The sequence below is a fragment of the Rhizobium sp. P40RR-XXII genome (genome assembly GCF_012641405.1).
Taxonomy (GTDB): domain Bacteria; phylum Pseudomonadota; class Alphaproteobacteria; order Rhizobiales; family Rhizobiaceae; genus Rhizobium.
Window position 1 is genome coordinate 99157 of the sequence record NZ_JABAII010000006.1, and the last position, 15457, is coordinate 114613.

Here is a 15457-nt window from a genome sequence, read left to right on the forward strand (position 1 = left end):
CGCAGCTCAATCCCGTCAAAGGATCGAGCGCAGAAACTCCTTCGTGCGCTCTTCCTTCGGCGCGCTGAAGATCTCTTCCGGCTTGCCTTGTTCGCAGATGCGGCCCTTGTCGAAGAAACAGACGCGGTCGGACACTTCGCGGGCAAAGCGCATTTCATGCGTGACCAGCAGCATGGTCAGATCGTGCTCATGGGCGAGATCGCGGATGACGCCGAGCACTTCGCCGACAAGCTGCGGATCGAGCGCCGATGTCGGTTCGTCGAACAGCAACACTCTTGGACGCATGGCGAGCGCGCGTGCGATTGCTACGCGCTGCTGCTGGCCGCCGGAAAGCTGGCTTGGATAGTGATCCTTCTTCTCCGAAAGCCCGACCATGCGCAAGAGATCGACGGCACGGCATTCGGCTTCCGCCCGCCCAAGCCCGAGCACGCGCATCGGCGCCTCGACGACATTGCGCAGCACGGTCATATGCGGAAACAGATTGAAGCTCTGGAAGACCATGCCGACATGGGTGCGGATCTGGCGCAGATGAGCCTCGCTGGCGAGGAAGCGCCCGCGGCCGTTTTCCTGATGATAGGACATGCCGGCCAGGTGCAGGGTTCCTTCCTGGAAAGGTTCAAGCGTCATCAGGATGCGCAGGACGGTTGATTTTCCGGAACCGGAAGGGCCGATCAGTGTCACCTTCTCGCCGGGCGTGACGTCGAAGCAGAAATTGTCGAGCACGGTCAGGTGGCCGTAGCGCTTGGTCACATCTTGAAAGCGGATCAGTGGTTGCGTCATTTGAGAGCGATTCCGTTTTTCGGCAACGCCTTTTCGAGCCAATGAATGGCTGCCGAGCAGACGAGCGTGAGGATGAGGAAGATCAGACCGACGAGGGAAAGCGGCACCAGATACTCGAACGTCCGATCCCCGATGAGATTGGCGAGGTTGAGCATGTCGACCACCGTGACGACGGACAGGACCGGCGTCTCCTTGAGCATGGAGACGAGATAGTTGCCCATGGCCGGAATGATGCGGGGAATGGCCTGTGGGATGATGATATCCCAATAGGTGCGGCCGCGCGCGAGATTGAGTGCCGTCGCAGCCTCCCATTGCCCAAGCGGCACCGCATCCAGACCGCCGCGATAGACCTCCGACGTATAGGCCGAATATTGCAGCCCGAGCGCCAGCGCACCGGTCAGGAAGGCCGGCAGCACAATGCCGTAGATCGGCAGGACGTAGTAAAGGAAGAAGAGCTGAACGAGCAGCGGCGTATCGCGCAGGAACTCGATGACGAAAGCCGTCGGCCAGGAGATCGCCGCGAAGCGGCTGCGCCGCAGCAAAGCGAAGACCAGGCCGAGAACAAGGGCGATCGCAAAACCCGCGGCTGCCGCCTCCAGCGTGACGATCAAGCCGATGCCGAGGATCGGCAGGATCGACAATGCGAAGGACAGCGTGGTCGACGTGTCCCAGGTAAAACCATACATCATGCCGGCGCCCTCCCCGGGAAAGCGACGCCGCGGCGAAGGATCGTTTCCAGCCAGCGCATGAAGGCAACCAGAATGAGCGCCATGATGAAATATCCAATCAGCGTCAGCGAATAGATCGTCACGCTGTCGAGCGTGATGTTGCGCAATTGCTGTGCCTGGAACGTCAGATCGCTGATCGAGATCAGCGACACCAATGCTGTATCCTTCAGGTTCTGCACGGCAAGATTGCCGAAAGCCGGCATCATTTCGACCACCGCCTGCGGCAGGACGATATGGAAGAGCGTCTGACCCTGCTTGAAATTCAACGCCCGCGCCGCCTCGTGCTGCGTATCGGGAACCGCTTGCAGCGCGCCACGCACCACTTCCGCGCCATAGGCGCCGATATTGAGTGCCAGACCGGCAATGCCCGTGGTGATGGGATCGAAGGAGATCCCGATCAGCGGCAGCGCATAATAGAGCCAGAAAAGCTGCACCAGAAGCGACGTGCCGCGAAATATCTCGATATAAACGATCGCGATTCCGGAGAGCAACCGCCCTCCGGCAAAGCGTGCAAGGCCGGCCGCAAAGGCGAAGATCGCGCCGAGAAACATGGAGGCGATGGCGATGAGCGCCGTCACCTCGGCGCCCTTCAGTAATGCGGGCAGATAATGTGTCCAACTCATGTCCGGGTCACCTCCGTTTCAGGATGGGAGGGGCCGAGCGACCTGGCGATTGTCCGCAGACCGCCGCCAGATCGCTCACGATTATCAATAGGCTCACTTGCCCGCGCACAGATCTTCGGTGCTCTTCGTGCGTGCGGCCTCGACACTTTCGGCGCTAAGACCATAAGACATCAAGATCTTCTTGTAGTCGTCGGTCTTCTTGAAGGCTTCGAGGGCGGTATTGAAGGCCTTGTAAAGATCCTTGTCCTCGGGCCGGAAATCGAAGCCGCCATAGCTTCTGACGGATTTTCCGCTGATGACCGGATCGGTGAACGGCTCCGCATGCTCGACATTCGTGCCACCCTGAACGAGCTTGGCGACGGTCAGCTCGGTTGCCGCATAGGCGTCGGCACGGCCGGTCTGGATCGTGGAAAGCGCATCCGCATTCGCCTGGATCATGACGATCTGGGATTCCGGAATGCCCAGCCCATGGAAGAAATCGAGCTGATCGGCACCCGATACGATCGCGACCTTCAGAGACGGATCCTTCTTGATGTCCTCATAGGAATGCAGCTTCTTCGGATTGCCCTTCGGCACCAACAGCCCCTCGCCATAGCTGGAGTTCGGCGTGGTGAACTGCACCTGCTTGCAGCGTTCCGGCAAAATGTTCTGCTCGGCGGCAACGAAGTCGAAGCGCTTGGCTTTCAGGCCGGGGATCAGCGATCCGAACGGCGTCACGGTCCAGTCGACTTCCTTGACACCCATCGACTTCAGGACCGCGGCGGCGACATCGGGACCGATGCCCTTGGCGGCGCCGCTCTCGTCCATATAGCTGTAGGGAACCTCATTGGCGCTGGCGCCGCGGATATAGCCATCCTTCTTGATCTGCTCGAGGCTGGCGGCATGGGCGGATGCGGCCAGGCCGATGGTCAGGCCCATGGCGGCGAGGCTGCGGTAAAAATTCGATCTCATCGTTCACTCCTCTGTGGTTGAAGTCCGTCATCGGCTGTCCGGTTTTCCGGATCTTTGCCGTTAACGGGGTGGTGATCCGCGCCGCGCTGTCGCGGCACGGTAATTCAGGGGCCTTCCGTCAAGGTTGCAACGACGGCGAGGCAATCCCCGGTCTTGATGAGGCCGGGGAAATGACGTGCGGCAAGAACACCGTCCAGCGCCGCCCGATAGTCTAATGGTACGGATCCAGTACGGCCGATTGGATGGATGCGGGCGATGATCTCTCCCCGCAAAACCGTGTCGCCCAAATCCTTGAGCGGCTCGAAAAGCCCGTCGGCCTCGGCGAAGACGAAACAGTCGGAGGACGGCATGTCGAGCCATTGCGTCGCTTCGATCTCCGGCTTGCCTGCAACGATTCCCGCGTGCTTCAGGACATTCAGGACACCGCGCTTGGCAATGGAAGCCGTACGCGCCGATATGGTTCCACCGCCCGAAAGCTCGGTGGTCACGAAGACCTTGCCCATCTCCTCGGCCGTGGTGTCGTACATGCCGACGGCATCGATCTCGATCATCCGCATGGAATAGGGTGCGGAAAACGCGGCGACGCCATCGAAGCAGGCTTTCTCCTGGCCCTTATCGGGCAGAGCATGCGCTGCGGCATAGGGCAGGAAATCGAGGGTACGGCCGCCCGAATGGAAATCGAGCACGATGTCGGCCAGCGGCAGTAGATGGCGGGTAAAGTAATCGGCGATCTTCTCCGTCACGCTGCCATCAGGCCGACCGGGAAAACTCCGATTGAGATTACCCTTGTCGATCGGAGAGGTGCGGGTGGCTGCCTGGAAGGCAGGATAATTCATCGCCGGAACGATGATGATCCTCCCCTCGATCTCCTCGGCCTTCAGCGTCCGAGCCAGATCGAAAAGCGCGACAGGCCCCTCATATTCATCGCCATGATTGGCGCCGGTCAAAAGCGCCGTCGGCCCCTCACCGTTCCTGATGACGCAGATCGGGATCATGATCGAACCCCATGCGGAATCGTCGCGCGACCAGGGAAGACGCAGGTGGCCGTGCTGGATACCGTCGCGGCCGAAGTCGACGGTCGGGGTGATCGGCGATGGTCGTTTGGAAATGCTCATGCTGTTCATCTCAGGCAATCACTTCACGACAAGCCGGCGTGGCACGTTAGAGAGGCATTCGACGCCGCTCTCGGTGATGACGATGCTTTCCGTGATCTCCATACCCATGTCTTCGAGCCAGAGGCCGGTCATGAAGTGAAAGGTCATGCCGGGCAGGAGTTCGGTGCGATCGCCAGGGCGCAGGCTCATGGTGCGCTCACCCCAATCCGGCGGATAGGACAGGCCGATCGGATAGCCCGTGCGGTTGTCCTTAACGATCCCGTATTTCTTCAGGACGGCAAAAAAGGCGTTGGCAATGTCCTCGCAGGCGTTACCCGGCTTGGCGGCGGCAAGGCCGGCCTCCATGCCTTCGAGCGTCGCCTTCTCCGCATCCAGAAACGCCTGGGTCGGCTTGCCGAGGAACACGGTGCGCGACAGCGGGCAATGATAGCGGCGATAGCAGCCGGCGATCTCGAAGAAGGTGCCCTCGCCGCTTTTCATCGGCTTGTCGTCCCAGGTCAGATGCGGGGCGGAGGCATCGGCTCCCGACGGCAGCAGCGGCACGATTGCCGCATAATCCCCACCGAAGCCGTCGACGCCGCGAATGCCGGCATCGTAGATTTCGGCAACGAGATCGGACTTGCGGATTCCCGGCTCGACTTTCTCGACGATCCGCTGGTGCATGGCTTCGACGATACGGCCGGCCTTGCGCATATAATCAAGCTCGGTCGGGCTTTTGACGGCGCGCTGCCAATTCACGAGCCCCTGGGCATCCTTGAAGCGGGCATTCGGCAGATGCTTGACGAGCGAGGCGTAGGCTGCGGCGGTGAACCAGTAATTGTCCATCTCGACGGCGATCGAGGCATTGGCCCAGCCGCCCTCCTCAATAATCTTCGAGAGCAAATCCATCGGATGGCGCTCGTTGGATTGTACATAGTGATCGGGATAGCCGATGATATTGTCGTGGGCGAGATAGGTCGTGCGCTTGGCGCCATTGGCATCCTGGCCGCGCCCGTACCAGATCGGGTCGCCGGAACCGGGTACCAGCACGCATTGATGGACGTAAAAGGACCAGCCGTCATAGCCGGTGAGCCAGTGCATGTTGGACGGATCCGTCACGATGACGAGGTCGACACCGGCCTTTTCCATGGCGCGGCGCGTCTTGGCGAGCCGCTCGGCATATTCGGCGCGGGTGAAATTGAGGGTCGGTTCGCTCACGCGGGGTCTCCTGATGCTTTTGTCGTTTCGATCGCCTGCCCCGTACCGGCTGAGACAGCACGGCGATGGGCAAGCGTGGCAATGGCGGTATCCTGCACGCCCGTCCCGGTCAGATCGCAAAGGGTGATCGCCTCGCGCGACCGTCGACCGGCCACCTGGCCTGAGACGATGGCGCCAAGTTCGGGAAAATCAGCCATCTCACTTGCAAGCCCTGCGGCGATCGCATGATGGAGCTCGCCCAGCCGCCGCGTCTGCTTTAAGCTGTCGGCGACGTAGGGCATGGCCTTTGCAATAGCTGCCGGATCGATCTCGTTCTTATGTTCGGCATCCGAGCCCATGGCGGTGATATGCTGGCCGGGCTGCAGCCAGGCGGCATCAAGGATCGGCTTATCCGAGGGTGTGGTGGTAACGATGATGTCGGCGCCACGGCAGGCTTCTTCGGCATCCGCTTCCGCCGAAACGGAGAAACCGAGCTCCACCGTCAGCTCCCTTGCGAGCTTCTCGGCCTTTACCGGATCGCGCGCCCAAATTCGGGCCGCCTCGATCGGCCGGACGAGTGTAAGCGCGCGCAATTGCAGGCGAGCCTGCATGCCCGCGCCGAGAATTGCGGCTATCCGGGCATCCGGACGGGAAAGATGCCGCGCGGCCACGGCGCCCGCAGCGGCCGTGCGCACATCGGTCAGATAACCGTTATCGAGCAGAAGCGCCTCGACCAGGCCGGTGCGCGCCGACAAGAGCATCATCAACCCATTGGTACTCGGCAGTCCAAGCGACGGATTGTTGAAGAAACCGGGACTGACCTTGATTGCGAAACTGTCGAGATCGGGAACATAAGCGGTCTTCACATCGACCTCGCCACGATGGGCGGGGATATCCAGCCGCATGATGGGCGGCATTTCCACGGCCCTTGTCGCCAGTGCGGCAAAGGCCTGCTCGACGCAATCGACGGCATCTCCGTCGAGCTGGACGATCTTGCGAAGGTCGGTTTCCGTCAGGATCAGCACACGCGTCATGGCGCCACCTCCACCTTGAGATCATCGACGATCGCCCGATGGACCACCGGATCGATATTGCCCCCGGAAACGACAATCGCGGTCGGGCCATCGGGCCTGATCTTGCCGGCAAGCAAGGCCGCTATCCCGACTGCACCGGCACCCTCGACGGTCTCGCCTTCGATCCTGGCCGCATGGCGAATGCCCTCGGCAATTTCGTCTTCGCTGAGCAGGATCACATCATCCAGAAGCGCGCGGCACATCGCGAAGGTCAGGCGGTTGTCGAGGCCGATGCCGCCGCCAAGCGAATCCGCCAGGGTCTCGACCTCCCGCACATCGATCGGCCGACCGGCTGTGAGACTTGCCGCCATTGCCGCGCCGCGCTCCATCGACACGCCGACGACTTTGGCGGCCGGCAGACGACCCTTGATTGCCGCGGCAGTGCCCGAAGCCAGACCACCACCCGATAGTGGCACGAGAACAAGTGTCGCCTCCGGCAGATCGTCGGCGACTTCCAGCCCGAGCGTGCCCTGGCCGGCAATGACGGCGGCGTCATCGAAGGGAGGCACGAAACACATGCCTTCTTCACGGACCAGGCGCTCGACCTCCCGCATGGCATCATCCTGCGAATGCCCGACGATGCGAACATCTGCCCCGAGGCTTCGGATCGCGCCGACCTTATTGACGGGAACAAGCGCAGACAGGCAGATGGTCGCGCGTGCGCCCATCGTTTTGGCGGCATGAGCGACTGCTCGGCCGTGATTACCGGTCGACGCCGTCACCAGTCCGCGCGAACGGGCCTCCTCGTCAAGGCAGAGAAGCGCGTTCGTGGCCCCACGCAGCTTGAAACTGCCGGTCTGCTGATGGTTTTCCAGCTTGAGATAGACGGGCACGCCCATACGCTGAGACAGCGCATGTGAGGGCCGCAGCGCCGTGCGCTGCACATATCCGGCAATGCGGCGCTGCCCTGCCTCGATATCTCGCAGCGTGACCATCATCGTCATGGCGCACACTCGCACCTTGCTATCGATGTGACCGATACCATTACGATTTTCATTCCTCTCGCGCTGGATGTTCATGACATCAGCGTGAAAGAGGTAATGGATCATGTCAATCTGTATATTGTTTCATTACAATTATACGTGTTCTTTTCGAAGGCAATGGCAAATCTCTTTCGAACGGCAACTCCCGCAACGCATTCGGCGGTCTATACCGACCATGATAATTGCTGAGCGCATATCGCAATCCGGCGCGCGCCCGCCCGTAGAGGAAGTCGGGCTATACGTAAACGACATGTCAAATCTGACAATTTACTGGAGATGCGCGCGCTCGACCGCGACAGGGTATGTCCCCGCGGCCTTTTGCTCTCATAGCGCGCTACGCCGATCAATGAGCGCCCTGGTCACGGAAATGATAAACCTGCCATCCCAACCTTCTCACAAAAGGTGGTGGCAGGATTGCATCGGGCGAAGCTCACGCCGTTTCCAGCGTAGCACTGTCCCGATTGGCGGGCGGCCGACTTGCAAGCATGAACGTCTGCCGCCCGGCTCTATTCGTGAACGACGAAGCTCGTTCCTTAAAGTGCTCTCATTGGGAGCGTGGGCTTAGTTGTTCAGAGCGCCGCCGATAATGGCGCCGAGCGCAAAGGCTGCTGCCGGATACCAGAGGCCATCATTGTGACGACGATAGCCGGGTCGGCGATCGCGGTAGCCTCTATAGCCATGATAATAGCCTGCGCGGTCCCTGCCGCGATATGGTACCCATCCGGGACGTCCCGGACCGCGCGGCGGCATGTTGCGATGAACCTCGCCGGGACGATCCCGATGATGACGGGGCCATTCCTGTGCGTTGGCGAAAGGCGCTGCAAGCGTTACCGTGGCCATGGCGATAATAAAGATCTTTTTCATTGGGCTTCCTTCTCATTCGTCAGGGGACCTTAGTAATCGCAGGGTGAATAGAGCGTTAACACGCCACTACCTTAAATAGCCGGTTGCGCAAACTATCAGCTCTCGAAATCAACGCTCGTCGTCACCTCGGCCAAGGCTTCGAATTCAGCCTTCAACGTCTCTAACCGTGCCTTGGCGACCTTCAGCGCGGATGTCCCAAGCAGAAGCCGAAGCGGCGTTTGCTCGGTTTTGACGGCGTTCAGGATCGCTTGTGCTGCCTTCCTCGGATCTCCCGGCTGTAAACCGGAAACCGCACGCGTAGCGCTCCGCCTCTTCCCCGCCGTCTCGGCATAGCCATCAATGATGACGGGGGATTCGATCATGGACCGTCCAGCCCAATCGGTACGAAAGGCCCCCGGTTCGACGATCAAAACCTTGATGCCGAGCGGCCCGACTTCATAAGATAGCGATTCCGAAAGCGCTTCGACGGCAAATTTCGTTGCGTGATAATATCCGGTTGCCGCGAATGCGACCAATCCTCCGAGCGAGGAAAGATTGACGATGCAGCCGCGCCGTCTTGCACGCATGCCCGGAAGCACGGCCTTGGTGACATCAAGCAGACCGAAGACGTTGGTTTCGAATTGGGCGCGTATCGCGACATCTTCTCCCTCCTCAATCGCCGCGAGATAGCCGTAGCCGGCGGCGTTGACGAGCACATCGATCCGGCCGAAACGCCGCTCGGCCTCGCCGATCACCTGCTCGATGGTTGCACGATCGGTTACGTCAAGCCTCGCGGCGACGACGCGATCCGGAAATCTTTCAACGAGTTCGCGGATCGTCTCCGGGTCGCGTGCCGTGGCAATCGCGATATCGCCTGCCTCCAGCGCCACCTCGGCAATCGCGCGTCCAAGTCCTGATGAAGCTCCAGTGATGAGCCATATCGATCGATGATCCGTCATTCTCTTATCCTTCCAAATGCTGCGATCATGATGATCTCGCATGCGGAAGAGATACGCTCGCCAATGGCGTCAGCTTAGGCCGATCCTTTCGAAGTTTTGCACAATCCTACCATCCTGGCCTATCTTGACCGCGACAAAGCGAGAAGATGGGGAAGGCGATGAAAACCACACGACGAAGCTTGATCGAGCTGATGCACTTTCACTGCACGGCGCCCAAGCAAAAAACGCTCGTTCCCGGTTTGACGCTCTTTCGCAGCGATGCACCGACCGAACCGGTCCGCAGCCTTTACGATCCGCGCCTTTGCGTCGTCCTGCAGGGTCGAAAGGAGCTCATCCTGGATCGGCAGCGCATCGAAATCGGCCTAAGCGACTACCTGGTCGTCGTCCTCGATCTTCCGGTGACAGCGCGCATTGTCGAGGCAAGCCCTGGTCAGCCGCATTATGCGATAACGCTTGATCTCGATCCGGCAATCATTGCCGAGCTGGTTGCAGATAAAAAGGAACTGAGATCGGTCGCAAAAACGAAGGGCGCTGCGATTGCCGGGCTTACCCTGGACATTCTGGAACCCCTCGAGCGACTGGTGCGGCTGCTGGATCGGCCCACGGACATCGAGACGCTTGCGCCACTTGTTCGACGCGAGCTTTTCTACAAGCTTGTCCAGGGCAGTCTCGGCGACATGGTCGTCGAAAGCGGAATAGGCGGCTCTCGCCTGTCGCGCATCGCCCGTACGACCGCCTGGATTAAAGCCAACTTCGATCAGCCGGTCGATATCGCGACTTTGGCGGATATCGCCGGCATGAGCCAGACCTCCTATTATCGTGCCTTCAAAGCCGCCACTACGATGAGCCCCTTGCAATTCCGGACACGGCTACGGCTGCACGAAGCACGACGACGGTTGCAGCTGGGCGTCGACAAGATCGGATCCATCGCATTTGCGGTCGGCTACGAAAATCAGTCGCAGTTCAATCGGGAATATCGGAAGCTATTCGGGAGACCGCCCGGTGTAGACCTGTCTCGCTGAGGCGCTGGCCAGCCGTCCATTCGGGTAGGTACACTAAATCGTCGTGGCCGCTATTGTTTCCATTGTCGGCTCGGACGCCACCCCCGAACCGATCACTACAGCGTCCGACGAGACTGCATGCCCTCGCAGTGTCGTCGGACACCCGTTGACATGCGTGCCAGTGACAAAGGCTGCCGCCGATGTCGATGGCCCCGGGCAGGTTTAGCCTTTACCGGAAACAACGGCGTCAAATACGCCCGTTCTCATGCTGCCCTTCCGGCGTTGCGCCCGGAAAAAATGCAGCCTCCCAGGAACGTGCCCTCCAGCGCATTGTAACCGTGATATCCACCGCCGCCGAAGCCTGCCGCCTCACCGCAGGCATATAGCCCAGGGATGAGCACGCCGCTCAGCCCAAGCGCCTGACTGTTCAGATCGGTTTCGATCCCGCCCAGAGATTTGCGGGTCAGGATGTTGAGGCGCACGGCGATCAGGGGACCCGCCTTGGGATCCAGTATCCGATGCGGTGGTGCTGTGCGCATGAACCGATCGCCGAGATAACCACGCGCCTGCCTCAGCGCGACGATCTGCGCATCCTTGGCGAAGGGATTGTCCAATTCGCGGTCCCGGGCTTCGATCTGGCTGCGCAGATGGACAAGATCGACCGGATAATCCCCGATACGGTTCATGCCGGCGACCAGCTCTTCCAGCGTTTCGGCGACGATGAAATCCTCACCCTTCTCCTTGAAGGCTTCCACCGGCGGAGGAGCCGAACGGCCAAGCCGGCTGCGCAGGAGCAGGCCGACGTCGCGGCCCGTGAGGTCGGGATTCTGTTCGGACCCCGAGAGCGCGAACTCTTTCTTGATGATCTTCTGCGTGGTTACGAACCAGCTGTAACTATGCCCGAGTTTGCAGATATGCTCTAGCGTCGCGAGGCTATCGAAACCCGGCAGACAGGGGGCAGGCATGCGGTTGCCGTTGGCGTCGAACCAAAGCGAGGACGGCCCGGGCAGGATGCGAATGCCATGGTTCGGCCAGATGGGGTCCCAGTTGCGGATACCCTCGGTGTAATGCCACATCCTATCGCCGTTGATGAGCCGTGCGCCTGCCGCTTCGGCATGGCCGATCATCAAGCCGTCGACATGGTGAGGCACCCCGCTCAGCATCCGTTCAGGGGGTGGACCGAGGCGATCGGCGGGCCAGGCGCGGCGAACCAGTTCCGGATTGCCGCCAATGCCGCCGCTCGCCACGATCACGGCGCCCTGAATGCGAAAATCCCCGACGACATCGCGGTTCGATTGCTGACCGCGCGGAATATTGTCCTCCGCCAGGATCTCGCCTTCCACGCCGGTGATGCCGTTGCCGTCGGCGATCAACCGCGTCACGCGTCGGCGGAACATCAGCTCGATCCTCCCCTGCTTCTCGGCGGCTAGCACCCGCTTCAAGAATGGATCGATCACGCCCGGACCCGTGCCCCAGGTGACGTGAAAGCGCGGCACGGAGTTGCCGTGGCCGTGAGCAAGGCTTCCGCCGCGCTCGGCCCAGCCGACGACGGGGAACCAGCGCATGCCGAGCCCATATAGCCAGCCACGCATCTCGCCGGCGGCAAAATCGAGATAGGCATCCGCCCAGGCGCGCGGCCAAAAATCCTCAGCACGGTCGAAGGCGGCTGAGCCCAGCCAATCCTGACGGGCAAGGTCGATACTATCGCGAATTCGCATGCGCCGTTGTTCCGGCGTATCGATCATGAATAGCCCGCCGAGAGACCAGAAGGCTTGGCCGCCGAGGCTTGCCCGCGGCTCTTGGTCGACGAGGATCACCCGCTTTCCGCGCTCAATCAGCTCCAAGGCGGCGACAAGACCCGACAGGCCTCCCCCAACGACGACGACATCCGCGTAACTGCCCATTCGACCTCCCAGCGAATAGCTATTTGCCGGGACTTTAGCGACACTTACGTAAAAGTAAAATGGAGAACGGCTTTCACGTCGGCTCGTCCATCGGGGCCGATTTCCGCTATCAGCTTCTCTGCAGCCTCCACGTCCGAATCTCGAACGGCATGATGTCGGCGGGTCCCTCGCGTTCGATCGGCTCCTCGAGGATATTCAGCGGCCCCGACGCTTTCCATCCCGACGCCAGGTTCAGCGACAGGCGGCCACGACGGCCGGCAGGCTCGTAAAGCCGCAGGATAAGGCCCTCGCCCTCCTCGGCCGATTTCAATCCGGAGAAGGCGACCGGTATGCCCTCGACACCGAGAGGCGAGAGCGTGCCCTGCGAAAGCCCGCTTGCCTCCATGGTGACGAGCGGCTGGTTGAGATCGATCGCCTCCGATAGAACGCCGCCTTCATGCCAGGCGCCTTCATGCGGCATCAGCGCATAGGTGAAGCTCTGCTGGCCTTCGTCGGCAAGCGGATCGGGATAGATCGGTGACCGCACCAGGCTCATGCCGATGACATTGCCGCGGGCGCTGTGTCCGTATTTGGCGTTGTTGAGCAAGGCGACGCCAAAGCCGGGTTCGCTGAGATCGACGAAGCGATGGGCCGCTGCCTCGAACATCGCCTGCTCCCAGGGGGTGTTCGTATGCGTCTGCCGCTCGACGATGCCGAAGGCACATTCGAACGTCGCTGTGCGCGAATGCACGGCAACCGGATTCAGTGTCCTGAGCAGGGTGCGCCGGTCATGCCAATCGATCGTCGTCTCGATATCGAGCCGGCGGGCATTGGCCGTCAAAACATAAAGCTGGGTGACGGTCGAGTTGCGATATCGATAGACGACACGGATGGTGGCGCGATGCGGCCCTTCCTCGACCAGAGCGACGCTTTCGGGCTGATCGAGGCGGATGCCTTTTTCGGCATAGTCCGCGTCGACGTCCCAGGCGTCCCAGTTGCGCGGCTTGTCGGCGGGATACACCCAGAGCTGGTTGGCAGCCTCTTCGATCGCCTCCCGTCCCGTCGCCTTGTGGACAAGGCTCGACACGGCACCATCCTTGCCGATGAGGACCGATAGATGCTCGTTCTCGATATGATGGGCATCGGCCTTCAGCATGCCGGCGGGCCTAACACCCTTACGATCGAAGACCGCGACGGAAAGGGGCGCGACAAGATCGGCAGATGACAGGACCGTTCCGTCGGACAGCGCGGCGGTGAGCGGCCGCGGTGAAAGAGACGGATTGACGACAATCAGTGCGTCGCTAACGCCGCCTGTCGGAAGATGGGCCGATAGTTCCTTGAGCGCCTTGGCCTGCTCCGCCTTCGCATTACCGATCACGCCGTCAAGTTCCCCTTCGGCATCGACGTAGACCTCGCGAATGCTTGATCCCGGCAGGATGTCATGAAATTCGTTCTTCAGGACGGTGCGCCAATCCGCCTCGAGGCTTTGCGGTTTTGCAGCGCCGAGCACGTGGGCGAGTGACGCCAGTGTTTCGGCCGTGATCAGCGCGCGTTCGGCCTGGCGATGCTTGCGCTTGACGCCGCTTTGCGTCGTCAGGGTCGCGCGGTGCAGTTCGAGATAGATTTCTCCCTCCCAGACCGGCAGGTCCTTTTCCGCCGCCGTGCGATGGGCTTTCTCATAGTAGCCTTTTACAGTGCCCCAACGTGCCCTAGGGATTGCCGGGAAGTCGCGCAGCTGCACTTCGCGCTCGACCATTTCCGGCGTGACACCGCCGCCGCCGTCGCCATAGCCGACGGCCAGCAGCGACGTGTCGTGCTCAGTCTTGCCGCGGAAATTCTTCCATGTCGGCACGAAGCAATCCGGCTGCACGAAACCATTATAGCCTTGCATGGGATTGTCGAACGTATGGGTCAGCACCTTGCTGCCGTCGAGCCCCTTCCACCAGAAGAGGTCGGACGGGATGTGATTGGTCTCGCTCCAGTTCACCTTGATCGTAAAAAAGCTGCTCATGCCCCCGAGCCGCAGGATCTGCGGAAGGGCACCCGAAAAGCCGAAGCAATCCGGCAGCCAGCAGACGGTATGGCGCAGACCGAAATGCTTTTCGAAATAGCGCTGCCCATAGAGTACCTGACGGGCGAGGCTTTCACCCGTCGGCATATTGGTGTCAGGCTCGACCCACATGCCGCCGACGGTTTCCCACTTGCCCTCGGCCACCTTCTTCTTGATCCGTTCGAGAAGCTCCGGATCATCCTCTTCCATCTGCGCGTAATAATGGGCGGTCGATTGATTGAAGCGGAAGTCGTCGGAGCGCTCCATCAGCGAAAGCGCTGTATTGAAGGTGCGGCGCATCTTCCGTCGCGTCTCGCCATAGGGCCAAAGCCAGGCGAGATCGATATGGGCATGACCGCTCAGCAGCAATTCGCCGTTTTGCGGAAAGCGCTTCTGAAGTTCCTTCAATCGTTCAAGCAGGCGGTCATGCGCGGCCAAGGCCGAAGCGCTCTGCGTCTCGCTGAGACCGGCTGGATTGTCCTGAAGTTCCGGCAGTTGCCAGATCTTCTGCTGCATCTCCGCGCCTGATATGCGCGCGACATAGGTGGCCGTGTCCGAAGGCCAATCGAGGCTGCGCAGCGCTCGTTCCGCCGCATCGATGAGATGCGGCACGACGTCATGACCGTCAAGCACATCGACAGCTTCGCCGATCTGCCGCATCAGAATATGCAGCCGATGGACCGGCTCGTCCAACCAGATCAGGCGCGCCTTATTCAACTTCGGAGCCCGGTTCGGCTCTCCGAAAGGAAAGCGTGCGACGCTCTCGGTCGCGATCGAGAAGTCCCTACCCTTAATCGGAAACTCCTGGTGATAGGGATCCAGTCCGAAGATCTCGGTCCGGCCGTCCACGTAGCGCAAGGTCAGCAGGCTCTCGCCGCCAAGATCGAGCTGCAGGCGGGTCTGCTCGAGCGGCCAGTCATGCGGGATCGTTGCCGCCGCGGCGAAGTTGACGGTTCCCTTGCGGTGCGGCCAGTCCTGGCCACGCGCGATCGGCTCGCCATCAAAAGTCCAGCCATCGATGTCGCGGCTCTGTTTGTCGCGCCAATGGGCGAGCTCGGTTATCCGGACTTTGAGACGATCGAGACGTTGGGCAATGGTGAGAGACATGGCGGGTCCTATCGGAAAATCGGCGATTGACGGCGGGGGAGAACATATCAGCGCGAAGAGGTCGCAGCACCACGCCCCCGTCTCCTCCAAGCGGATTGCATAGCCGAATTTTAGATTAAGTAACTTTGTTTTTCCGTCAAGCGGCCAAGAAATAAGTTACGAGAATTTTTGGCTGCGACGTCCCG

13 protein-coding genes are annotated in these 15457 nt (G+C 60.8%); 1 reads left to right on the top strand and 12 read right to left on the bottom strand.

All coding sequences use genetic code 11. From position 1 onward, the window contains the following. Positions 1-15: 15 nt before the first annotated feature. The 10 genes from ehuA to HGP16_RS13550 form a co-directional block, all read right to left on the bottom strand. Positions 16-780, bottom strand: a complete 765-nt coding sequence (gene ehuA, locus HGP16_RS13505) for an ectoine/hydroxyectoine ABC transporter ATP-binding protein EhuA (RefSeq protein ID WP_168840533.1) — start codon at positions 778-780, stop codon at positions 16-18. Next, complete coding sequence (gene ehuD / locus HGP16_RS13510) at positions 777-1469, bottom strand: ectoine/hydroxyectoine ABC transporter permease subunit EhuD (protein WP_168840534.1); 693 nt, start codon at positions 1467-1469, stop codon at positions 777-779. The genes ehuA and ehuD overlap by 4 nt, the downstream gene beginning before the upstream one ends. Beyond that, complete coding sequence (ehuC, locus tag HGP16_RS13515) at positions 1466-2131, bottom strand: ectoine/hydroxyectoine ABC transporter permease subunit EhuC (RefSeq protein WP_168840535.1); 666 nt, start codon at positions 2129-2131, stop codon at positions 1466-1468. Before ehuC ends, ehuD begins: the two co-directional genes overlap by 4 nt. A gap of 93 nt (positions 2132-2224) precedes the next feature. Then, on the bottom strand, positions 2225-3082 hold the full coding sequence (ehuB, locus tag HGP16_RS13520) for an ectoine/hydroxyectoine ABC transporter substrate-binding protein EhuB (protein WP_168840536.1): 858 nt from the start codon (positions 3080-3082) through the stop codon (positions 2225-2227). 104 nt (positions 3083-3186) lie between these two features. Then, entirely contained in the window at positions 3187-4206 is a 1020-nt protein-coding gene (gene doeB / locus HGP16_RS13525; protein ID WP_205927516.1) for a N(2)-acetyl-L-2,4-diaminobutanoate deacetylase DoeB, read from the bottom strand. A 9-nt stretch (positions 4207-4215) separates the two neighbouring features. Beyond that, on the bottom strand, positions 4216-5394 hold the full coding sequence (gene doeA / locus HGP16_RS13530) for an ectoine hydrolase DoeA (protein WP_168840538.1): 1179 nt from the start codon (positions 5392-5394) through the stop codon (positions 4216-4218). Continuing rightward, the gene (eutC, locus tag HGP16_RS13535; protein WP_168840539.1) at positions 5391-6407 is read right to left on the bottom strand and encodes an ectoine utilization protein EutC; all 1017 of its coding nucleotides are present in this window, start codon (positions 6405-6407) and stop codon (positions 5391-5393) included. Before eutC ends, doeA begins: the two co-directional genes overlap by 4 nt. Then, complete coding sequence (gene eutB, locus HGP16_RS13540) at positions 6404-7390, bottom strand: hydroxyectoine utilization dehydratase EutB (protein ID WP_205926448.1); 987 nt, start codon at positions 7388-7390, stop codon at positions 6404-6406. Before eutB ends, eutC begins: the two co-directional genes overlap by 4 nt. A 600-nt stretch (positions 7391-7990) precedes the next feature. Continuing rightward, complete coding sequence (locus HGP16_RS13545; protein ID WP_168840446.1) at positions 7991-8293, bottom strand: hypothetical protein; 303 nt, start codon at positions 8291-8293, stop codon at positions 7991-7993. Positions 8294-8388: 95 nt separating this feature from the next. Next, positions 8389-9231 carry an oxidoreductase gene (locus HGP16_RS13550; protein ID WP_168840540.1) on the bottom strand — a complete coding sequence of 281 codons (843 nt, stop codon included), beginning with the start codon at positions 9229-9231 and terminating at the stop codon, positions 8389-8391. 158 nt (positions 9232-9389) lie between these two features. On the opposite strand from HGP16_RS13550, the gene HGP16_RS13555 reads away from it, so the two are divergent. Continuing rightward, on the top strand, positions 9390-10253 hold the full coding sequence (locus HGP16_RS13555; protein ID WP_168840541.1) for an AraC family transcriptional regulator: 864 nt from the start codon (positions 9390-9392) through the stop codon (positions 10251-10253). A gap of 242 nt (positions 10254-10495) precedes the next feature. Here the strand turns inward: HGP16_RS13555 and HGP16_RS13560 are convergent, their stop codons facing one another. Together HGP16_RS13560 and HGP16_RS13565 are read right to left on the bottom strand one after the other, a co-directional pair. Next, a complete protein-coding gene (locus HGP16_RS13560; RefSeq protein WP_168840542.1) occupies positions 10496-12136 on the bottom strand; it encodes an FAD-binding dehydrogenase in 1641 nt (546 codons plus the stop codon). A gap of 109 nt (positions 12137-12245) precedes the next feature. Further along, the gene (locus tag HGP16_RS13565; RefSeq protein WP_168840543.1) at positions 12246-15272 is read right to left on the bottom strand and encodes a glycoside hydrolase family 38 C-terminal domain-containing protein; all 3027 of its coding nucleotides are present in this window, start codon (positions 15270-15272) and stop codon (positions 12246-12248) included. Positions 15273-15457: the final 185 nt, after the last annotated feature.